Genomic DNA, 20,090 nt, shown 5'->3' on the forward strand with positions numbered 1-20,090 from the left:
GTTAGTTATGAAAGTAAAAACATTGTTATATTCCTGGCTGTTAATCAACTCAGGCGCGTCAGCGCAGCCTTTGACTATTGATCCCCAAGATATTGCTGGCAATTTTCCCGATAACGCCACCTCCAAAATTACCGCCATTGCCGAAAATGGTTCTCATGCGGTGGGAACGGTCACCATCAAGCAAAACAGCCAGGCGTTTATTATCAATCTGGATAATCTTATTGCGCATGATTTAGGTACGTTGCAAAGTGATAACCAAGGGTATTCAGAAGCAACCTCCATTTCCAATGACGGGAGCGTTATTGCAGGTTGGGCGGATACCAATACCAGCAGAAGCCAGGCCTTTGTTTTCCGCATTGGCGATACGCATCTGACGCCAATCGGTACTTTCAGGGCGAATAATATCGGTTATTCCAGCGCTCATGCCTTATCGGGTGACGGTCAGGTGGTTGTTGGAGAGGCTGATGTCGACGCTCGTTATTCTCACGCTTTTCGTTATCTGGTGAGCAGTGGCAGCCTGAGCGATCTGGGCACACTTCGCGCTAAAAATCAGGGTTATTCTTCGGCCACCGCGGTTTCAGATGATGGCAGCATTCTTACTGGAAATTCAGATACCGACTACGGTAGCAGTCAGGCCTTTTTCTATCGTGATGGAAGTACTCACCTGACAGGGATAGGGACGCTACGCAGTGACAATAAGGGCAGTTCACAGGCGACAGCCATTTCTGCCGATGGAAAAATCATCGTCGGCTCCGCACAAACCGACAGAGGTGTCAGCCAGGCATTCCGCTATTCTATCGATGAATTACAGATGACAGGATTAGGGTCGCTGCGCGCTGATAATAGCGGTTCTTCGCTGGCCCTGGCCACTTCGGCCGATGGTAACATTATTGTCGGGAACGCCGCCAGCGACAGTGGCGGGATACAAGCATTTTTGTATAATGCAGGCGATCGGCGCATGACCAATCTTGGATCGCTGCAAACAGATAATAACGGTCCTTCCTACGCTTATGCCATTTCTGCTGATGGTCAGGTTGTTGTCGGTAGCGCGCATACCGATTCAGGCGATTCCCAGGCATACCTGTACCGTCAGGGAAACGCGAAGATGACGGGACTCGGGACTTTACGCCGGGACAACAGCGGCAGTTCTGTGGCGCGGGTTGTTAATCACGATGGAACCCTTATTGCAGGCAGTGCTGACACTGATGCAGGAGAAACTCACGCCACTCTCTGGAGAATAAAATACCCCGCGCCTGTTCCTCCGGTAAATCCCCCCGTGGCACCGCCACCGGTTAATCCGCCCGTGACACCACCGCCGGTTAATCCGCCCGTGACACCACCGCCGGTTAATCCGCCCGTGACACCGCCAGCGGTTAATCCGCCCGTGACACCGCCAGCGGTTAATCCGCCAGTGACGCCGCCAGCGGTTAATCCGCCCGTGACGCCGCCACAGGACATCCCTCAGGAAAAACCGGAGATCACTATCATTGATGTTATCAATAGCCGCCAGGCAATGGCCGACACAGCAAAGAGAAGCTACCAGGTATTGGATTTATACCAGCAGGCATTAACATCACTGTCGGACCAACGTTGCTATAGTACCCCTGGCAACCGTTACTGCCTGAAGTCTTTTTTCCAGGCCGACGCGATGCAAGGCAATCGCCGGGATAGTGCGGGCTTCAATGCCAGTATGTCACTTCTCGCGGATGGTTCACTGGTATCGGGGATCGCATTGAGTTTTCCGCTCGGAGGCAGGATCAACGATAATTATCGTTTTCGTAACAACCTACACCCTGGTATCGCCGGATATCTGCAATACCACCGGGGAACACAACCCGCAGGATTGACTGTCGCTCTCTCAATGGCAGGGATCCGGGATAACGTTACTATCCAACGTAATACACGAGCTAACACCGAGGCAGGAAAAGGTCACTCGACCATTAAGGGTTATACTGCATCGGCCGAGGCAAGTTATACCTTTGTCGTCTCGGAACCGTTTTTTTTCAGCCCATTTACCGGGCTTCGGTATTCATCCTTGACCCGCGATGGCTATCAGGAGAACAGAGATATAGCCTTCCCTGCACATTTTGAGCGACTTGAAATAGCCACAACAGAATTACAGACCGGGCTCAAAACTCAGTATCAGCTCGCCAAAACGCTCAGGCTCAATTCGCAATTCGGCGTCAGCACCAATCTCTCCAGCCGTTCTAATGGCTTTCAAGGGGATATTGAATATGCCGGGGGATTCAGCAACAAACCTCATGAAAATCATAGATTAAGACCATTCATGGCGATAGGCCTGACGGGTAACGTGACCGCGAATGCCGCCTACACGTTACAGGCGGGGTATCAGAAAAATAGCAGCAATAAAGGCAGCACGCAGGTCGGTTTTAATTTCTCACTAGGATGGTAGCTGGAAATGTAATTTAATTATGCCCTTTTCATCAGCTCTGCAAGACGCTTAATCTGCCGTCCCTGGTTATCGAAATTACCCTCATCGAGCCACATATCGTAGGCGGGTCTGAGCGTCGGGTACTCCCCGTCAATGATTGAGTACCATGCAGTATCACGATTACGTCCACGGGTAACGATAGCCTGACGAAATATGCCTTCAAAACTGAAGCCAAAGCGCTCTGCCGCTTCACGGGAAGGCGCATTTAAAGCATCACATTTCCATTCAAAACGACGATAGCCCAGGTCCTCAAAAACGTACTTTAAAACCAATGACATGACTTCCGTTGACGCTCGCGTGCGTTTCATCAGAGGGGAGTAAGAAATGTGCCCAACCTCAATCACACCATTGGAGGGATCAATACGCATAAGCGCAAACGTACCCACAGGTTTCATACTGGCTAAATCGATCACGGCAAAATGCATGGGATCTGTTTGTTCTTCAATCTTTTTTAAATAAACGAAGAAGGCATCAAAGGTCTCAAAGGGTCCTACCGGCAAGTAAGTCCAGTCGCGAAAATCACTCGCTTCGCAGTACGCTTCGTAAAGACCCTTTGCATGGCGAGCGGCGTTAATACGTTCAAGCTGGCAATAGCGACCTGTAATTTGTTGAGCCTCGGGAAAAGGGGCTCCACGCCAGTCAGACAAAGACATACCAATGGGTTGATGGAATTGATTAAAGATGTCTGACATATCCGTACCTCTTACAAAACAGGATTAAACCCGCGCAGAGTATGATCAAACTGACCAGGCCAAAAGAACCACAATGCGTATTTTTTACGGATCCACTGTATTAATGATAAAAATTGAATAAGTTACAATTTAAATAACCTGAGCAAGGCGACGTATCCCATCAACAATTTCCTCTGACGGATGATTGGCAAAGCCAATTAAAATCCCCTGTCGTAAGACATCCCCGTGGTAATAACGGCTTAGGGAGAGTATTCCCATGCCAAGTAATCTGGCTTTCTCTTCAACTTCATTTCCGGTTAAGCCATTTTGTAGCCAACACACAATATGAACGCCGGAGTCAGAAGGCTGAACGATCATTTTATCAGCGAGATAATCCTGAATGGCATTGACCAGCGTCGTTCTTCTTTCATAGCACGCCTTGCGGATTCGACGCACATGACTGGCATAATGCCCATCCTCAATAAAACTCGTCATCACTGCCTGCTCAAGATAGCTGGTGCCGAGATCGGTAAAATATTTCGTCACCATAATCTGTTCTTTTAAACCAGGAGGGACAACTAAAAAACCTAAACGGAATTCTGGATACATCATTTTAGAAAATGTTCCAGCATAGATTACCCGTTGATTCTGATCTAATCCCTGTAATGCTTGTAAAGAACGATCGGCATACCGGAATTCGCTATTATAATCATCTTCAAATATCCATGCCTGGTTTGACTTCGCCCATTCCAGCAATTCAAAACGCCGGGTTAAACTCAACGATCCGCTTAATGGATATTGATCCGACGGAACAACATAGGCGAGATTAGCGTTTGGAAAATTCTCAATGCCATAGCGGACGTTCATTCCTTCGCTATCTACCTGGACTGGCCTAACCATAGCGCCAACTGACATAAAAACCCCTCGCGCACCTTTGTAACCAGGGTTGTCCAGCCAAACATCACTTCCCGTTGAAAGTAGCGCTCGCGCAGTAATGTTCAATGCCTGTTGGATGCCATTTACGATAATGATCTGATCTTCGTTACAGTTCACTCCACGCGTTGTTTTGATATAACGGCAAACCGCTTTTCTCAGAGGAAGATAGCCGCAAGGATGAGTGTGAGCGCCCAGTTGATGCCTGGATTGTCTCCAGACACGCTGCAGTAGTTTTCCCCATAACGCATGTGGGAAGAGATCCGTGCACCCAACGCCAACCGCAAACAGACGGTTCATGCCGCGCCCTTCATACTCATTCGACCATAAATCCAGAACCGGGTCATTTCGGTTGTTTACTTGTTCATCTGGCGCGACGACTTCCCCTAACTCTATCTTCGGATAACTATTGCTGATACTTAGATCCGGAATATTGTGCGCTACATACGTACCAGACCCTTTTCGGGTCAGGATATACCCTTCATCTAATAACCGGTCATAACCGGCAATCACCGAGTTGCGTGAAATTGACATCATCTCGGACAACGCCCGGGTTGAAGGCATTTTTGTTCCTGCGGGTAATCGGCCTGTAAGAATGTGATCACGGAGTGTGTGATAGATCTGTTCCTTCACGATGCCGTTGCCTAAAACAAATCCTTGAAATAAAGGTGCATTGTTTTTCTTCATTTTATTAACCTTTATGCTAAAAGTGGATCCTATCAATTGATGAAAAGTGTCACTTTACAAGAAGTTATAAAAAATCCAGGATAATCATCCGGGCACATTATTCTTATAATATCAGGATAAATATATGAACGACAAAAAGACTATTACTATAGTAACCGCAGAACAACAAGACTACACCAACTGGCTTCCTTTATGGCTAAACTACCAAACATTTTATCGCACTAAAATTTCCGAGGAAGTAACAAAATTAACATGGGAGCGTTTCCTTACGCCGTGCGAGCCTGTTTATTGTGCTGTCGCTAAATATGATGGAAAAATAGTAGGTCTGGTGCATTATCTCTTTCACCGTTCAACCTGGACAGATTCAAATTATTGCTATCTTGAAGATTTATTTGTTAGCGAAGATGTACGCGGACAACACATCGGTAAACAGCTTATCGAGTATGTTCAACAAGAGGCTCAAAAACACCACGCGTCAAGATTATATTGGCATACACATGAAACCAATCTGCGTGGACAACGCTTGTATGACTGGGTTGCTAAAAAGAGCGGGATGATCGAATATCGTATGTGAGGGAAATGATACTCTGAGCAAACTTTAATTATTCAGTACTTAAAATCAAAGATTAGCCTCTGAGTAAATATACTCAGAGGCTGTATTGGTGATAATCAAGCTGGAGAAGAGGCTGATTTTCATAATTCAGACTTTCTTTAAATTTACTTTGTATTATTACGGCGGCAAGAAAAGCCCCGCGGTCGCGATTAGGTATAGACAATAGCGCGGTAGCAATATGCCAGAGGCCCGGCAAGTTGGTAGGATTCGACCATGTCTACATTCGATAAATGGAGCAAGGCGAGTAACATCACCCGCCCCAGCCTTCATCTAATGGAGTCGATTTACTTAAAATACCAGAGGCTAATACGTCGTCGGCTCAACCGGATGACTGTCTCCCGGAATATGCGGAGATTTAACAAAGACGCCTTTCCACGGAACCTCACCTCTGTTCACCAGAAAATGTGCTTCACCGGGATCGCAGTGCAAAACATCCCCCGAGCCTAACGTGTAGGGCTCACCGTTCAGATATAACGTCACTTCACCTGCCAGGGTATAAAAAATCTCGCAGGCTTCGATGTGACGATGGTTGGGAAAAGACTGACCGGGCTGGAGCATGACGACGCCCATGTCACATACCGGACCGCGAATGAGATATTTCGGGCCGCTATCACCAAAACGGTACTCATGCTGCGCTTCGTTCGATTTAATCATGGCGATCTCCTGTTATAAACCCGGCGCTTTCCACAAAGAGGTCGTCAACCCGTGATCGACCAGACCTAACTGCTCCTGATATACCGCCTGCCATTTCTCACGTGATTCCCGATAAAGCTCGTGCTTCTCTTTATCCGGCACATGTTCCCGCTCCCAGCGTACCAGTCGTTCACCGGTCTCGGCCATAGATGACCAGATCCCTGCCCCGACACCGGCAGCAATGGCGCAGCCGAGCGCCGTTGCCTCTTTGACGACCGGCACATTAACCGTCAGCCCTGATACATCCGCCAGAATCTGGCTCCAGAGTTTGCCCTTCGAGCCCCCCCCAGCAAATACCAGTGAAGTAGGATGGATGCCGGTAAAATCGGCGATTTGCTGCAAATTACAGGTCGATACAATGGCCGCATTCTCTTCCAGCGCACGAAACAGCGTAGCTTTATTGCATTTTTCCGGATCGATGGACAGGTTGATAAACGAAGGAGCGGCGTGATACCAGCTCTTGAAACGCATCCGGTCAGAGAAAATTGGCATCACTCCCCATGCACCTGCCGGTACCCGGGAAGCCATCTCCTCCAGAAGGGTGTAGGTATCTACCCCCAGACGCTCAGCGATCAGCTTTTCTTCTGCACAGAAAGCGTCACGAAACCAGCGCATCGTCAGGCCAGTAAAAAAGCTGATGGATTCGGTTTGCACCATTCCCGGAATGACGTGCGGATTAATGCGCACATTCATCTCCGGATCAACAATCGGAGCGGATAAATTCACCACCTGCTGCCAGAATGTGCCGCCCAGCACGGCGGTTTGCGCCGGACGTACGACCCCAAGGCCAAGGCAGCCCAACTGAACATCTCCGCCGCCTACTACCACTGGCGTACCTGCTTTCAACCCGCACTGTGCAGCAGCCTGGGCCGTCACCCTTCCCAGGAGCGTTCCTGTCTCTTTAACCGGTGAGAGAATATCCGACCGCAATCCTGCCATCTGCAACAATGACGGTTTCCAGTCTCGCGTTTTGAGGTCCAACAGGCCCGTTGTTCCGGCATTGGAAGGATCCACCGCCAGCTCACCGCTGAGCATGTAGGCCATCCAGTCGCTGATCATCGTGACCGTTGAGGCGCGACGATAGATATCCGAACGATGATGCGCCAACCAGAGCAGGCGTGGGATGGCGCTCAGCGCCAGCGTCTGTCCCGTGCTGCGATAGACCTCACTTTCGAAGGTGTAATCGTGGATCTCCTTAAGTTCGCTGACTTCCCGTGCCGCTCTGGCATCCACGTTTGCGCAGGCCCAGACAGGCGTCCCCTCTGCATCATAGACCACAATGCCTTCACGCATCGAACAGGCTGAAACGGCAGCAATCGCTTCTGGCGCAATCCCGGCGTTATGCAGCGCCTGACGAATACACTCACAGGCCAGTTGCCAGTTTTTCCCCAGATCAAACTCCATCGAGCCGGGCACATCCGGTACGGCGAGATGCCGCCATTCCGCTTGCCCCACCGCGATTTGTTTACCTTCCAGGTCGAAAATCACGGCGCGAACGCTTCCGGTTCCGGCGTCCAGTGCCATCAGGTAATGTGCTGATTCAGAGAGGGTACAGAGTCGGGCCATCGTTTTTGTCCTCGGCTTATTATATTTGTCAGGTCGTCAATGCTTTCTCCACAGTACAAACGGAAATTCTGTTACTTCCCTGCCGCGCGACTGCACGGCAGATACGCATTACTGCCCGCTGACAATAGCGGCGGCAGTTTCCTGGTCAGTGACCAATGCGTTGATATAACCCCCTTTCATCGCCGCAGCGATCGCTTCCGCTTTATTCACGCCCCCGGCAACACCGATCACCGTCGGGATCGTCTTCAGGGTATTGAGGGTTAACCCGATAAGTTCATCGTGGATCTTCATATCCGGAATCACCTGCCCTTCGCCATCAAAGAAGTAGCCCAGAATGTCGCCTACAGCGCCTTTGCGGCCAATCATCAGCTGTTCACCCTGAGTGATATAGCCTGAGCGAATAATGGTGGCCTCATCTTTCTGGTTGATTGCGCCGATACCGACAATGGCCGCGTCGGCAGCCTGGGCAGCCAGCAGGACATCCTGGACGCTGTTTTCATTTTTTAACGTCCGGGCAATCTCTGCTGAGGAGGCGCGAAGCGGAGCCGGAATAATACTGACCGGACAGGCCGCGTTGAGTTGTCCAATCCCAGTCATGTAAGGCCCCACGCCACCCGAGAGCGTCACCAGGCGAATTTGTTGAGCAGAGATAAATCCGCTCAGTCGCTTTAACGTGTTCATGGTCGCTTCGCCGAAACCGGCCGCCAGAATCTGCTGTGGCTGGAGTGACTCCATCAGCATATGCGCGGCGCCAATCCCCAGGCGAACGCAGGCATCTGCTCCGGGAAGTCCCGGGATGACCCGTACATTGTTCAGCTCAAAGCGACGACGTAATTCAGTTTCATATTCCAGACAGCCTTCAAAGCGAGAATTAATCTGTACACGAATAATCCCGGACTGATGCCCCTTCTCCAGCAGGCGCGACACTTTAAGCCGCGTCAGCCCCAGCCTGTTGCTGATGTCGCTCTGCGTCATACCGTCGTGGTAATAGAACCACGCAATGCGTGCCACCAACTCTTCTTCACACATCCCTTGCCCGGAAATCATCGGGTCGTTAATAGTCATCATTCTGTCTTCACTTTGAACATATCGAATTTCTGAACGCAATTGTTCATTCATTGGTAGTTAATAACTGTGATTAAACCCACATTTCGGTGGCTTTTTATTGAACAAATTTAATTACTCCGATCATTTTAGCATAAAACGTGATCTATTCGTCGGTTTTATGAGCAGTTAGGTCATAAGGTTATGAACAATTCGAATCGCTCAATACATTTGTTCAACCTGATTCTACCCAGGCCGAACGGAGGTGGCACGTAAATGAGTCACGAAAAAATCGCTCCGCTACTCAGCGCACAGTCTGTCTGTAAGCAGTACTCCGGCGTTAAGGTACTGAAAGGTATTAACTTTACCTTGCGCAAAGGCGAAGTCCATGCGCTGCTGGGAGGGAATGGTGCCGGGAAATCCACGCTGATGAAAATTATCGCCGGTATTACTCCGGCGGACAGCGGAAGCATTGAGATTGAAGGATCCCGCTGTACAAAACTGACGCCGATCCTGGCGCATCAGTTGGGGATCTACCTTGTACCACAGGAGCCACTGCTCTTCCCCAGCCTGACGGTAAAAGAGAATGTCCTGTTTGGTCTGCCCAAACACCAAAGCTCGGCGCAAAAAATGAGCGCGATGCTCGCCGCGCTGGGCTGCCAGTTTGATATCAACAGCCAGGCCGGTTCACTGGATGTCGCCGACCGGCAAATGGTCGAAATCCTGCGCGGGCTGATGCGCGATTCGCGAATTTTGATCCTTGATGAACCCACAGCCTCACTCACACCAGCAGAAACAGATCGGTTGTTCAGTCGTCTGCGTGAGTTGCTGAGTGCCGGCGTAGGGATCGTTTTCATCTCCCACAAGCTGCCTGAGATACGCCAGATTGCGGATTACATTAGCGTGATGCGGGACGGAACCATTGCGCTCTCCGGTAAAACGGCGGACCTGAGCACAGACGAAATTATCCAGGCCATTACGCCAGCGTCACGTACTAACACGCTGAGCGCGACCCAGAAACTGTGGCTGGAATTGCCTGGCAACCGTCCGCAGCACGATGCAGGCACACCAGTATTGAGCCTCGAAAATGTCACCGGTGAAGGATTCATGAACGTCAGTTTCGAGGTTCGTGCCGGGGAAATTTTAGGTCTGGCTGGCCTGGTCGGCGCCGGGCGCACCGAACTTGCAGAAACGCTTTACGGGCTACGACCTCTGCGGGCCGGACGCGTCGTACTCGGCGGCAAGGATATCTCCACGCTTTCCACACGCGAGCGTCTGCAGCATGGTCTGGTATATCTACCGGAGGATCGGCAATCATCAGGACTGAATCTGGATGCCTCGCTGGCGTGGAATGTTTGCGCATTAACCCATAACCACAGCGGTTTCTGGGCAAATCCGGCAAAAGACAGCGCCACGCTCGAACGTTATCGCCGCGCGCTCAATATCAAGCTGAACGATCCCGAACAACCTGCCCGCACGCTCTCCGGTGGTAATCAGCAAAAAATTTTGATCGCCAAATGCCTCGAAGCTTCGCCGCAAGTGCTGATTGTGGATGAGCCGACGCGCGGAGTGGACGTCTCTGCCCGTAACGACATCTACCAGTTGCTCCGCAGTATTGCGGCTCAGAATGTCGCGGTGCTGTTCATCTCGTCCGATCTGGAGGAGATCGAACAGATGGCCGATCGCGTTTACGTCATGCACCAGGGGGAAACAGGCAACGATGCCCTGCAGGGCGACGAGATTAATGTCGACACCATCATGCACGTTGCGTTCGGCGACCGCCCGTCAGGGACTACGCCACATACCGGGGAGGCGCCATGCTGAAATTTATTCAGAATAATCGCGAGGCAACCGCACTGTTGGCAGTGCTGTTGCTGTTCGTTCTGCCGGGGATGCTTGACAGCCAGTACCTCAGTGTTCAGACGCTGACGATGATCTTCAGCAGCGCCCAAATTCTCATGCTGCTGGCGATGGGAGCGACGCTGGTGATGCTGACCCGCAACATCGACGTATCGGTCGGCTCGATAACCGGGATGTGCGCCGTGCTGCTGGGGCTGCTGCTGAACGCGGGATATCCCTTGCCCGTGGCCTGCGTAGCGACGCTGCTACTGGGATTGCTGGCGGGGGTTATTAATGGCGTGCTGGTCGCCTGGCTGAAAATCCCGGCAATTGTTGCCACGTTAGGAACGCTGGGTCTGTATCGCGGCGTCATGCTGCTCTGGACGGGCGGTAAATGGATTGAAGGACTGCCTGCACAGCTTAAGCAACTCTCCGCCCCGGTTTTCCTCGGGATCTCCGCCATCGGTTGGCTGACCCTACTCCTGATGCTGCTGATGGCCTGGCTACTGGCAAAAACCGCCTTTGGTCGCTGTTTTTATGCCACCGGGGATAATTTGCAGGGCGCACGGCAACTGGGAGTACGTACCGAAGCCATCCGTATTCTGGCCTTCTCGCTCAACGGTTGCATGGCGGCGCTGGCTGGGATCGTCTTTGCTTCTCAGATTGGCTTCATCCCTAATCAGACCGGAACCGGGCTGGAAATGAAAGCCATTGCTGCCTGCGTACTGGGTGGAATCAGTCTGCTGGGCGGTTCCGGGACAATCATTGGCGCCGTGCTTGGTGCCTATTTCCTGACTCAAATCGATAGCGTACTGGTCCTGCTGCGCATTCCGGCCTGGTGGAATGACTTTATTGCCGGTCTGGTCCTGCTGGCGGTGCTGGTATTTGACGGCCGACTGCGCTGCGCGCTGGAACGTAATATCCGCCGACAAAAATATGCCCGCTTCACTCCGCAGTCTCAGCCGTGTCCGTCGACAAAAAGCGCCGCGGATACTGTGCGCACCGCTAAAAAACGTGAGGTTGCCTGATGACTCGTTTACATCGTTACGGCTGGGAACTGGCGCTCGCCGCGCTACTGGTGATTGAAATTCTGGGATTTGGCGCTCTGAACCCTCGACTGCTAGATCTGAACGTACTGCTGTTCAGCACCAGCGACTTTATCTGCATTGGTATTGTTGCCCTCCCCTTAACCATGGTGATCGTCAGCGGCGGGATCGATATCTCTTTTGGCTCCACGATGGGGCTGTGCGCTATCGCGCTGGGCGTGATGTTCCAGGGGGGCGTACCGTTGCCGCTGGCCATTATCCTGACGCTCGCGCTGGGCGCGCTGTGCGGATTGATCAACGCCGGGCTGATTATCTACACGGGCGTGAATCCTCTGGTTATCACGCTGGGAACGTTGTACCTGTTTGGCGGCAGCGCATTGTTGCTGTCGGGGATGGCAGGGGCGACCGGTTATGAAGGTATTGGCGGCTTCCCACAGGGCTTCACCGATTTTGCCAACCTTGATGTGCTGGGCCTGCCCGTGCCACTGATCTTCTTTCTCGTCAGCGTGCTCTTTTTCTGGCTGTTGATGCACCGAACCCACGCCGGACGAAATGTCTTCCTGATTGGGCAAAGCCCCCGCGTGGCGCTGTATAGCGCTATCCCGGTGAATCAGACGCTATACGCATTGTACGCGATGACCGGCTTTGCATCGGCAGTCGCAGCGGTGCTGCTGGTTTCTTACTTTGGCTCTGCTCGCTCCGATCTGGGGGCCTCCTTCCTGATGCCGGCCATTACGGCGGTCGTCCTGGGCGGTGCCAACATCTATGGCGGTTCCGGGTCAATTCTCGGCACAGCCATCGCCGCGCTGTTAGTGGGCTATCTGCAGCAGGGGTTGCAGATGGCTGGCGTGCCTAACCAGATATCCAGCGCCCTCTCTGGTGCATTACTTATTGTCGTTGTCGTAGGTCGTTCCGTCAGCCTGCATCGTCAGCAAATTAAAGACTGGATGGCACGTCGTCGCGCTGTTCGGCAGGCCTGAAACCCATTGCCCTAAAGGAAAAGTACATGACTATTCAGAGCATTAAAAAAATTGCCGTAATCAGTACCCTTAGCCTGGCGGCGTTCACCCTCAACGCTTATGCCGCAGAGCGAATCGCATTTATCCCGAAACTGGTTGGGGTGGGGTTCTTTACCAGTGGTGGTAACGGTGCCCTGGAGGCCGGTAAAGAGCTTGGTGTCGATGTTACCTATGACGGTCCGACAGAGCCCAGCGTCTCTGGTCAGGTTCAACTCATCAATAACTTTGTTAACCAGGGGTATAACGCCATTGTGGTTTCCGCTGTTTCACCTGATGGGTTATGCCCGGCGTTAAAGCGCGCCATGCAACGCGGTGTGAAAGTTCTGACATGGGATTCTGACACCAAACCGGAATGTCGCTCGTACTACATCAACCAGGGTACACCAGCGCAGTTAGGCGGCATGCTGGTTGATATGGCCGCAAACCAGGTCAAAAAAGAGAAAGCCAAAGTGGCCTTCTTCTACTCCAGCCCGACCGTAACCGATCAGAATCAGTGGGTGAAAGAGGCCAAAGATAAGATCTCCAAAGATCATCCGGGCTGGGAAGTTGTCACCACTCAGTTTGGCTATAACGACGCCACCAAATCGCTGCAAACCGCAGAAGGCATTATTAAAGCTTATGCCGATCTCGACGCCATCATTGCGCCGGATGCCAACGCCCTTCCTGCTGCAGCTCAGGCCGCTGAGAACCTGAAGAATACCAGCGTGGCGATTGTCGGTTTCAGCACACCAAACGTAATGCGTCCTTATGTTGAACGCGGCACGGTAAAAGAATTTGGCCTCTGGGACGTGGTCCAGCAAGGCAAGATTTCCATATACGTGGCTGATGCCTTGCTGAAAAAAGGCGACATGAACATTGGGGACAAGCTGGAGATTCCGGGTGTTGGGCAAGTTGAAGTCTCGCCGAACAGCGTGCAGGGCTACAGCTACGAGGCGAAGGGAAATGGCATTGTGCTTCTGCCTGAACGCGTGGTGTTCACTAAAGATAACATCGACAAATACGATTTCTGATTTTCATTCCGTAACCGTGGAGTAAAAAATGGCTGATTTAGATGACATCAAAGATGGTAAGGATTTCCATACCGATACGCCGCAACGCAATACCCCGTTCACACTTAAGGGATGCGGCGCACTTGACTGGGGGATGCAGTCCCGACTGTCGCGCATTTTTAATCCTGAGACCGGAAGAACGGTTATGCTCGCGTTTGACCATGGCTATTTTCAGGGACCAACAACAGGACTGGAGCGTATTGATATCAATATAGCTCCCCTGTTCTCTCTCGCTGATGTACTGATGTGCACACGCGGCATCCTGCGCAGTGTGGTCCCCCCCGCCACCAACAAACCGGTAGTCCTGCGCGCCTCAGGCGCTAACTCAATTCTCACCGAGTTAAGCAATGAGGCGGTCGCGCTCTCCATGGATGATGCCGTTCGTCTCAACAGTTGCGCCGTAGCGGCACAGGTGTATATCGGCAGTGAGTATGAACATCAGTCGATCAAAAATATCATTCAGTTGATCGATGCCGGCATTAAAGTCGGCATGCCAACAATGGCGGTGACCGGCGTGGGGAAAGACATGGTTCGCGATCAGCGCTACTTCTCACTCGCCACCCGTATCGCCGCAGAGATGGGGGCGCAGATCATCAAGACCTACTATGTCGATAAAGGTTTTGAGCGCATCGCCGCGGGTTGTCCGGTTCCGATTGTTATCGCGGGTGGTAAAAAATTACCTGAACGTGAAGCGCTTGAGATGTGCTGGCAGGCCATCGATCAGGGCGCATCCGGCGTCGATATGGGGCGTAACATCTTCCAGTCCGAGCACCCAGTCGCCATGATGAAGGCCGTCCACGCGGTGGTGCATCGTAATGAAACCGCTGAACGCGCGTACGAACTCTATCTGAGCGAAAAAAACTAAAAAGGGTATGGGCCTGCCCTGGTGGGCCCATGCGTTTTAAGGAGAAAAGTATGCATGTCACTCTGGTGGAAATTAACGTCCACGAAGATAAAGTCGACGAGTTTATCGAGGTATTTCGCCTCAATCATTTGGGGTCGGTGCGTGAAGAGGGGAATCTCCGCTTCGATGTGTTGCAGGATCCGGAAGTTGAGAGCCGCTTTTATATTTATGAAGCCTATAAGGATGAAGCCGCCGTTGCGTTCCATAAAACTACGCCCCACTACCTTGCCTGTGTGGAAAAACTGGAATCACTGATGAGCTGCCCACGAAAAAAACGCGTCTTCAATGGATTGATGCCATAAGGATCTAAAAATGAACCGTTCCTTTTCCGGTTTGAATCGCACAGAGTGCGTATCGTTAATGAAGCACTACCCGTTAAGCATCGGCATTCTTGCCGGTCAGTGGCTCAAACTCGGGGAGTATCAGCAAAATCTTCGCGCGCTTGAACAACCCGTTATTCACCTGGATCTGATGGACGGACATTTTTGCCCTCAGTTCACCGTTGGCCCCTGGGCTATCGCACAGTTGCCACAGCAGATGATTAAGGATGTCCACCTTATGGTGGATAATCCCTGGCCCGTTGTGCAGGCAAGCGTAAAGGCAGGAGCACACTGCGTCACGTTGCAGGTGGAAAACACGCCGCATCTACACCATATGCTTCATTGGCTTGGTGAGCAAAATGCTGAAGTTTCCGGTGGCACTATGCCGCTTTTGCGAGGGATTAGCCTGTGCCCTGCAACACCACTGGAATATATTCTACCGGTCATTGAAGACGTTGAAATAATACAAATTCTGGCGGTAAATCCCGGCTACGGTAGCAAACTCAGCAAGTCAGCGTTACTGAGACGCATCGCGCAGGTTGTCGCATTACTCAATGCAGCCGGCAAGCGAGACGCCATTCTGCTGGCAGTTGATGGTTCGCTAAACCTGGAAGAACTTCCAGAGATCATCGCCAGCGGAGTGGATCGTGTAGTATCCGGCAGCGCACTCTTCAGGAACGATGCTCTGACGGACAATATCTCTCACTGGCTCGCTACAATTCATTCAGCGCAATAAGTACTGCTATATTTTCTTTTATCACCAGGATACTAACGATTTACCACATGCCATTAAGTTCTACGCTCCCTTGGTAGAAAACCTGGATATACACAGGCATAAAGAGGGAGCGTCCTGCAACAAAGTGGGCGATAACAGTTACCGCGTTTTATTCATCCTCATTATTTCAAGCATAAATACTGGTCTCTCCAGCCCGTAACTTTCACAAACGTTGAGCGTTTTTATTCCACCCGGTTCACATTATTTTTTATTTGTGCAGCTTTGCGCGTTTTCACGTGAGCGTTCTCACAATTATTCGACCAGTGAGCGCCTATAAAACGCTCAACGAGTGATTGTTTTACGTTCTACGGAGATAGCTATGTCATTTTCTGTTCAGGAAACCCTGTTCTCGCTTTTGCAGCATAATGCGATCTCAGGACACGAAAACGCAGTCGCTGATGTCATGCTGCGCGAATTCAGGCGTCATGCAAAAGAGGTCTGGGGAGACAGGCTTGGGAATGTCGTCGCACGCTACGGTAGTGATAAACCTGATGCACTGAGACTAATGATTTTTGCGCATATGGATGAAGTCGGTTTTATGGTTCGCAAAATAGAGCCGTCTGGATTTTTACGTTTTGAACGCGTAGGCGGTCCTGCGCAAGTCACTATGGCTGGTTCCGTCGTCACCCTCGCCGGGGACAATGGGCCGGTGATGGGATGTATCGGGATTAAGTCATACCACTTTGCCAAAGGCGACGAGCGCACGCAGTCACCTTCCGTAGACAAACTGTGGATTGATATTGGCGCCAAAGACAAAGATGACGCCTTACGGATGGGCATTCAGGTCGGTACGCCTGTCACTCTGTATAACCCGCCCCAACTCCTGGCAAACGATCTGGTGTGCAGTAAAGCGCTTGACGATCGTCTGGGCTGTACTGCGCTGCTCGGTGTAGCGGATGCTATCAGTACTACGGAGCTTGATATCGCTGTTTATCTGGTGGCTTCGGTACAGGAAGAATTTAATATCCGTGGCATTGTTCCCGTATTACGCCGTGTAAAACCAGATCTGGCGATTGGTATTGATATCACGCCATCGTGTGACACCCCTGATTTACACGATTATTCCGAAGTCAGGATTAATCAGGGCGTTGGGATCACCTGCCTGAACTACCATGGTCGGGGAACGCTGGCAGGATTAATCACGCCTCCTCGCCTGATACGGATGTTGGAACAGACGGCTCTTGAACACAACATTCCGGTGCAGCGAGAAGTGGCTCCCGGCGTGATAACAGAAACCGGTTATATCCAGGTTGAGCAGGATGGTATTCCCTGCGCCAGTCTCTCTATTCCTTGTCGCTATACCCATTCTCCGGCGGAGGTTGCCAGCCTGCGTGATTTGACTGACTGCATCCGCTTATTGACTGCTCTGGCAGGTATGCCAGCAGCACATTTCCCCATTGAGCCTGATTCAGGCGCTACACAAGAGGCACATCCATTATGAAAAAGATCCTTGTGGCATGCGGTACCGGCATGTCGACTTCAACCATGATTGCACACAAGCTGCAAGAGTTCCTGACTGAACAGGGCATTGCAGCCACTACCGCCCAATGCTGTCTGAATGAGATCCCTCTTAACTGTAACGGTATGGACCTTATTGTTACCTCCATGCGAACCAACAGTGATTACGGCATCCCTACGCTTAATGGCGCCGCCCTGCTCACAGGGATCAACGACGACGCGTTAAAACAACAAATCAAGGCTCTGTTAACCCAATAAAAGGAGGCATTATGTTTGATTACATCCTGTCTCTCGGCGGTACCGTTTTCGTCCCTATCATCATGATCGTAATTGGCCTTATCTTCCGCATCCCCTGGCTGCAGGCGATTAAGGCAGGGGTAACGGTCGGGATCGGTTTTGTCGGTATGGGACTGGTGATCGTCATGGCGATCGACAGCCTCAGTCCCCCTATTAAAGTGATGATTGAACGCTTCGGCCTGACCCTGCATGTCTTTGACGTTGGCGCAGGACCCGCCTCCGGCGTTGGTTATGCGACTGCCATTGGCGCCATGATTATCCCGGTTATTTTTCTTCTCAATGTCGCCATGCTGGTCACCCGTCTGACCAAAACGATGAACGTCGATATTTACAATTACTGGCACTACGCCATTACGGGTACGGTGGTCCAGCTTATGACCGGTAGCCTGATTTATGGTGTGTTGGGGGCAATCTGCCATGCGGCGCTATCGTTAAAAATGGCCGACTGGACGGCAAAACGGGTACAGAACATCGTCGGGCTGGAAGGTATTTCGATAGCCGGTCTGCATCCAGTGCGGGCGGCGACGACGGCCACGGCAACAGTGACAATAAAGGCGACCTTCACGGTACCTCCCTGCACGCTGACGGTGCCGGACACGGTATTTCTTGGCAGTCTGCTAAACGGGACACAGACCCATTATCCGGTGAAGATCAATATCAGCTGCCCGGCCCCGGTCTCCACGGTGATTTACGGTGAGCAGGTGGGGAGTGTGCTGGTCGCAGGGAGCAGTACACAAATGGCGATGACCGGTCCGGCAGGAGGCAGTGGCACGCCGGCTGCGTTCTGGCTGAGCGCGGGGAATAAGGACATCGACCTGACAGGTGGCGGGGCGACCGATGGAACACTGGGATTTTGTGCCGGGACGGACAACCGCAGCTGCACGGTGACGCCATCGACGCGGGTGATGCCAGACACGCCCCGGGGGCAGACCACGGCCACCGTACGGTTCAGCGTGATGTATCCATGATGGTGTTTCAAAAGGCTTTGGACAGGAAGGTAATGAAAAGGAATAAACAGATACGCTGCGCAGTACTGACGTTGCTGATTTTATCTTCTCCGTTTGCCCGGGCGGCATGGACATATGACTGTACCCTCAAAAATGGAGACATCAGTATAAGGGGGAGAACGTTTACTTTGCCGCCATCTGCCACTGGGACGTTGTGGATGGGTACAGTCACTCTCAATAAAAACCGCATCATCCGGACAAATGATTCACAGTCACCCGGACTTCCGGCTTACGCTAATGATGAAGTGATAAGAAATAACACCAGATATTCTTTTGTGAGGGCTTTTGTTAATCAGGAAGGAGGAGTGGCTTACATTGGCATTTGGTTTGATGCGGACAGGATGTCAACAGGAACAGGGCAGACTGTGCTTACAGCCTGCGTTTACAGCACACCCGGAACCCTCAGCTTTGGCAGCAAGTGTCCTGTGAATTATACCAATGATGTGATAGTTACCGAGACTACAGGTAATTCACAGATACTCAATACCCTGGTTTACAGCACGCTGGCACTGAATGGAGTGACCAGTAATAAGGCGACGCCTCTGGATTTTCCGGTAGCACCTCCGGATGAATTTCAGGACCACACTATCACCTGGACGCTCGGACCGGTGACTTATATCCAAGGTTATACCGGAAGTTTTTCCCTGCAGGGGGACCTGACAACCGAGTCAGCTCAGCCATGGCCCTCTGTCACCTGCACGCGAAAGGCTACGCCAGTGAAATTTATACTGACGCCGGATACCATTGATTTTGGCGATGTGCCGACAGGCAGTAGCCAGATACTTACCCGCCCACTCAGCTTCAGTATTGTGACTGCACCGGCCATTCTACCCTCCGCCACGCTGACTTTCAGCCATGCGGACTCAGATGATGGAAAACTGGTTCTGAATGGGGGGAGAGTCAGTTTTCAGCGGGTCAGTGACGGGATGTCTGCCAGACTCAACGAACCCCTTGCACTGACGGGAAAGAATATGGATTTCACTGTGTTTCTTGACGCATCCACAGCGCGTGCCGGACAGGCTGCAGCAAATGTGCTGGTCACGCTGACCCTGAACTGACAGAAGAATATTTTTATAATGAAAAGAAATAAATAAACACAGTGTTCTGTGTAAATGGCTAGTGTTCTGGGTGTCTATTTCTGAAATTAAAATGAGTAAAGTGGTCATGAAAATAAATTACTATAACCTCCTTTCCCTTTTTTTTACTGTGATGCCTTTATGCTCCAGTGCAGCTACTTCATCAGCCACAAAATTAATACCCATCACCGCTACTTTTGTTGCTCCACCCTGCAATGTAAGTTTCTCTGATGGCAGTAACACGCAGGAAGTTAACCTTGGTGATATTACTTTGGGGGAGAAAATACACGCGCCATTTTCCTTAAAAATTGAATGCAAATACAGCAGGGGATCCTCGATAAATGCTGGGGTGGTCACTGGTAGCTTGTCAGTGGATGACAAAAGATTAATTCAGATGCAGGATGAAACGACAGGTAACGTTACCCCAGCGTATCTTTCTCTTAAGGATAGTCAGTCATCTGCTATTGAGTTTAACACAATATCCGGAGCTGATACGGGTAAACCATTTTGCCCCGGTGATTCAACCAGAACCTGTATTATCACACCGGTAACAACGGTGAGGTCAGGAGCGGGAATTGTGGCCGGCACTAAACTCACAGCCGCTATCATATTTACAATAAATAATCCCTGATTGGATATGT

The 20,090-nt window shown here is 51.3% G+C and carries 19 protein-coding genes; 14 read left to right on the plus strand and 5 right to left on the minus strand.

Going from position 1 to position 20,090, the window contains the following annotated elements; translation table 11 throughout:
* Nucleotides 1-70: 70 nt before the first annotated feature.
* Nucleotides 71-2,413 (plus strand): autotransporter domain-containing protein, encoded by a 2,343-nt coding sequence (locus OGY15_RS17380; protein ID WP_286540329.1) that lies wholly within the window; start codon nucleotides 71-73, stop codon nucleotides 2,411-2,413.
* 17 nt (nucleotides 2,414-2,430) lie between these two features.
* Here the strand turns inward: OGY15_RS17380 and OGY15_RS17385 are convergent, their stop codons facing one another.
* Both OGY15_RS17385 and pdxR read right to left on the minus strand, forming a co-directional pair.
* Complete coding sequence (locus OGY15_RS17385; RefSeq protein ID WP_151224203.1) at nucleotides 2,431-3,144, minus strand: GNAT family N-acetyltransferase; 714 nt, start codon at nucleotides 3,142-3,144, stop codon at nucleotides 2,431-2,433.
* 129 nt (nucleotides 3,145-3,273) lie between these two features.
* A complete protein-coding gene (pdxR, locus tag OGY15_RS17390) occupies nucleotides 3,274-4,743 on the minus strand; it encodes a MocR-like pyridoxine biosynthesis transcription factor PdxR (RefSeq protein WP_278238077.1) in 1,470 nt (489 codons plus the stop codon).
* Between the two features lie 124 nt (nucleotides 4,744-4,867).
* On the opposite strand from pdxR, the gene OGY15_RS17395 reads away from it, so the two are divergent.
* Nucleotides 4,868-5,317, plus strand: coding sequence for a GNAT family N-acetyltransferase (locus OGY15_RS17395; protein ID WP_151224201.1), 450 nt, complete (start codon nucleotides 4,868-4,870; stop codon nucleotides 5,315-5,317).
* A 342-nt stretch (nucleotides 5,318-5,659) separates the two neighbouring features.
* Here OGY15_RS17395 and OGY15_RS17400 read toward each other — a convergent pair whose 3' ends face one another.
* From OGY15_RS17400 to lsrR, 3 genes are all read right to left on the minus strand, one after another.
* The gene (locus OGY15_RS17400; RefSeq protein WP_151218525.1) at nucleotides 5,660-6,010 is read right to left on the minus strand and encodes a cupin domain-containing protein; all 351 of its coding nucleotides are present in this window, start codon (nucleotides 6,008-6,010) and stop codon (nucleotides 5,660-5,662) included.
* Between the two features lie 12 nt (nucleotides 6,011-6,022).
* A complete protein-coding gene (gene lsrK, locus OGY15_RS17405; RefSeq protein WP_286540337.1) occupies nucleotides 6,023-7,615 on the minus strand; it encodes an autoinducer-2 kinase in 1,593 nt (530 codons plus the stop codon).
* Nucleotides 7,616-7,723: 108 nt separating this feature from the next.
* A complete protein-coding gene (gene lsrR, locus OGY15_RS17410; RefSeq protein ID WP_151218769.1) occupies nucleotides 7,724-8,680 on the minus strand; it encodes a transcriptional regulator LsrR in 957 nt (318 codons plus the stop codon).
* Nucleotides 8,681-8,935: 255 nt separating this feature from the next.
* On the opposite strand from lsrR, the gene lsrA reads away from it, so the two are divergent.
* The 12 genes from lsrA (at nucleotide 8,936) to OGY15_RS17470 (ending at nucleotide 20,080) form a co-directional block, all read left to right on the plus strand.
* Entirely contained in the window at nucleotides 8,936-10,483 is a 1,548-nt protein-coding gene (lsrA, locus tag OGY15_RS17415; RefSeq protein ID WP_151224200.1) for an autoinducer 2 ABC transporter ATP-binding protein LsrA, read from the plus strand.
* Nucleotides 10,477-11,526: an autoinducer 2 ABC transporter permease LsrC gene (gene lsrC / locus OGY15_RS17420; protein ID WP_151224199.1), complete on the plus strand. Its 1,050-nt coding sequence runs from the start codon at nucleotides 10,477-10,479 to the stop codon at nucleotides 11,524-11,526. Before lsrA ends, lsrC begins: the two co-directional genes overlap by 7 nt.
* Entirely contained in the window at nucleotides 11,526-12,524 is a 999-nt protein-coding gene (gene lsrD, locus OGY15_RS17425; protein ID WP_151224198.1) for an autoinducer 2 ABC transporter permease LsrD, read from the plus strand. Before lsrC ends, lsrD begins: the two co-directional genes overlap by 1 nt.
* Before the next feature lie 26 nt (nucleotides 12,525-12,550).
* The gene (gene lsrB, locus OGY15_RS17430) at nucleotides 12,551-13,573 is read left to right on the plus strand and encodes an autoinducer 2 ABC transporter substrate-binding protein LsrB (protein WP_187252977.1); all 1,023 of its coding nucleotides are present in this window, start codon (nucleotides 12,551-12,553) and stop codon (nucleotides 13,571-13,573) included.
* A 28-nt stretch (nucleotides 13,574-13,601) separates the two neighbouring features.
* The gene (gene lsrF, locus OGY15_RS17435) at nucleotides 13,602-14,477 is read left to right on the plus strand and encodes a 3-hydroxy-5-phosphonooxypentane-2,4-dione thiolase (protein WP_151218519.1); all 876 of its coding nucleotides are present in this window, start codon (nucleotides 13,602-13,604) and stop codon (nucleotides 14,475-14,477) included.
* 50 nt (nucleotides 14,478-14,527) lie between these two features.
* Complete coding sequence (gene lsrG / locus OGY15_RS17440) at nucleotides 14,528-14,818, plus strand: (4S)-4-hydroxy-5-phosphonooxypentane-2,3-dione isomerase (protein WP_103768553.1); 291 nt, start codon at nucleotides 14,528-14,530, stop codon at nucleotides 14,816-14,818.
* Between the two features lie 10 nt (nucleotides 14,819-14,828).
* Nucleotides 14,829-15,572, plus strand: a complete 744-nt coding sequence (locus OGY15_RS17445; protein ID WP_187259321.1) for a beta/alpha barrel domain-containing protein — start codon at nucleotides 14,829-14,831, stop codon at nucleotides 15,570-15,572.
* A gap of 358 nt (nucleotides 15,573-15,930) precedes the next feature.
* Nucleotides 15,931-17,052 (plus strand): M42 family metallopeptidase, encoded by a 1,122-nt coding sequence (locus OGY15_RS17450; RefSeq protein ID WP_286540343.1) that lies wholly within the window; start codon nucleotides 15,931-15,933, stop codon nucleotides 17,050-17,052.
* Nucleotides 17,049-17,327, plus strand: coding sequence for a PTS sugar transporter subunit IIB SgcB (sgcB, locus tag OGY15_RS17455; RefSeq protein ID WP_103768556.1), 279 nt, complete (start codon nucleotides 17,049-17,051; stop codon nucleotides 17,325-17,327). The genes OGY15_RS17450 and sgcB overlap by 4 nt, the downstream gene beginning before the upstream one ends.
* 11 nt (nucleotides 17,328-17,338) lie before the next feature.
* The gene (locus OGY15_RS17460) at nucleotides 17,339-18,334 is read left to right on the plus strand and encodes a PTS transporter subunit IIC (protein ID WP_286540346.1); all 996 of its coding nucleotides are present in this window, start codon (nucleotides 17,339-17,341) and stop codon (nucleotides 18,332-18,334) included.
* A 464-nt stretch (nucleotides 18,335-18,798) separates the two neighbouring features.
* Complete coding sequence (locus tag OGY15_RS17465; protein WP_210904672.1) at nucleotides 18,799-19,431, plus strand: hypothetical protein; 633 nt, start codon at nucleotides 18,799-18,801, stop codon at nucleotides 19,429-19,431.
* A 91-nt stretch (nucleotides 19,432-19,522) separates the two neighbouring features.
* Nucleotides 19,523-20,080, plus strand: a complete 558-nt coding sequence (locus OGY15_RS17470; RefSeq protein WP_279574309.1) for a fimbrial protein — start codon at nucleotides 19,523-19,525, stop codon at nucleotides 20,078-20,080.
* Nucleotides 20,081-20,090: the final 10 nt, after the last annotated feature.

This window comes from Citrobacter sp. Cu231, assembly GCF_030332265.1.
Classification (GTDB): Bacteria; Pseudomonadota; Gammaproteobacteria; order Enterobacterales; family Enterobacteriaceae; genus Citrobacter; species Citrobacter meridianamericanus.

Coding starts and splice junctions, on each gene's coding strand:
- OGY15_RS17385 (WP_151224203.1), bottom strand. CDS start 3,144: ATGTCAGACATCTTTAATCAATTCCATCAACCCATTGGTATGTCTTTG.
- pdxR (WP_278238077.1), bottom strand. CDS start 4,743: ATGAAGAAAAACAATGCACCTTTATTTCAAGGATTTGTTTTAGGCAAC.
- OGY15_RS17395 (WP_151224201.1), top strand. CDS start 4,868: ATGAACGACAAAAAGACTATTACTATAGTAACCGCAGAACAACAAGAC.
- OGY15_RS17400 (WP_151218525.1), bottom strand. CDS start 6,010: ATGATTAAATCGAACGAAGCGCAGCATGAGTACCGTTTTGGTGATAGC.
- lsrK (WP_286540337.1), bottom strand. CDS start 7,615: ATGGCCCGACTCTGTACCCTCTCTGAATCAGCACATTACCTGATGGCA.
- lsrR (WP_151218769.1), bottom strand. CDS start 8,680: ATGACTATTAACGACCCGATGATTTCCGGGCAAGGGATGTGTGAAGAA.
- lsrA (WP_151224200.1), top strand. CDS start 8,936: ATGAGTCACGAAAAAATCGCTCCGCTACTCAGCGCACAGTCTGTCTGT.
- lsrC (WP_151224199.1), top strand. CDS start 10,477: ATGCTGAAATTTATTCAGAATAATCGCGAGGCAACCGCACTGTTGGCA.
- lsrD (WP_151224198.1), top strand. CDS start 11,526: ATGACTCGTTTACATCGTTACGGCTGGGAACTGGCGCTCGCCGCGCTA.
- lsrB (WP_187252977.1), top strand. CDS start 12,551: ATGACTATTCAGAGCATTAAAAAAATTGCCGTAATCAGTACCCTTAGC.
- lsrF (WP_151218519.1), top strand. CDS start 13,602: ATGGCTGATTTAGATGACATCAAAGATGGTAAGGATTTCCATACCGAT.
- lsrG (WP_103768553.1), top strand. CDS start 14,528: ATGCATGTCACTCTGGTGGAAATTAACGTCCACGAAGATAAAGTCGAC.
- OGY15_RS17445 (WP_187259321.1), top strand. CDS start 14,829: ATGAACCGTTCCTTTTCCGGTTTGAATCGCACAGAGTGCGTATCGTTA.
- OGY15_RS17450 (WP_286540343.1), top strand. CDS start 15,931: ATGTCATTTTCTGTTCAGGAAACCCTGTTCTCGCTTTTGCAGCATAAT.
- sgcB (WP_103768556.1), top strand. CDS start 17,049: ATGAAAAAGATCCTTGTGGCATGCGGTACCGGCATGTCGACTTCAACC.
- OGY15_RS17460 (WP_286540346.1), top strand. CDS start 17,339: ATGTTTGATTACATCCTGTCTCTCGGCGGTACCGTTTTCGTCCCTATC.
- OGY15_RS17470 (WP_279574309.1), top strand. CDS start 19,523: ATGAGTAAAGTGGTCATGAAAATAAATTACTATAACCTCCTTTCCCTT.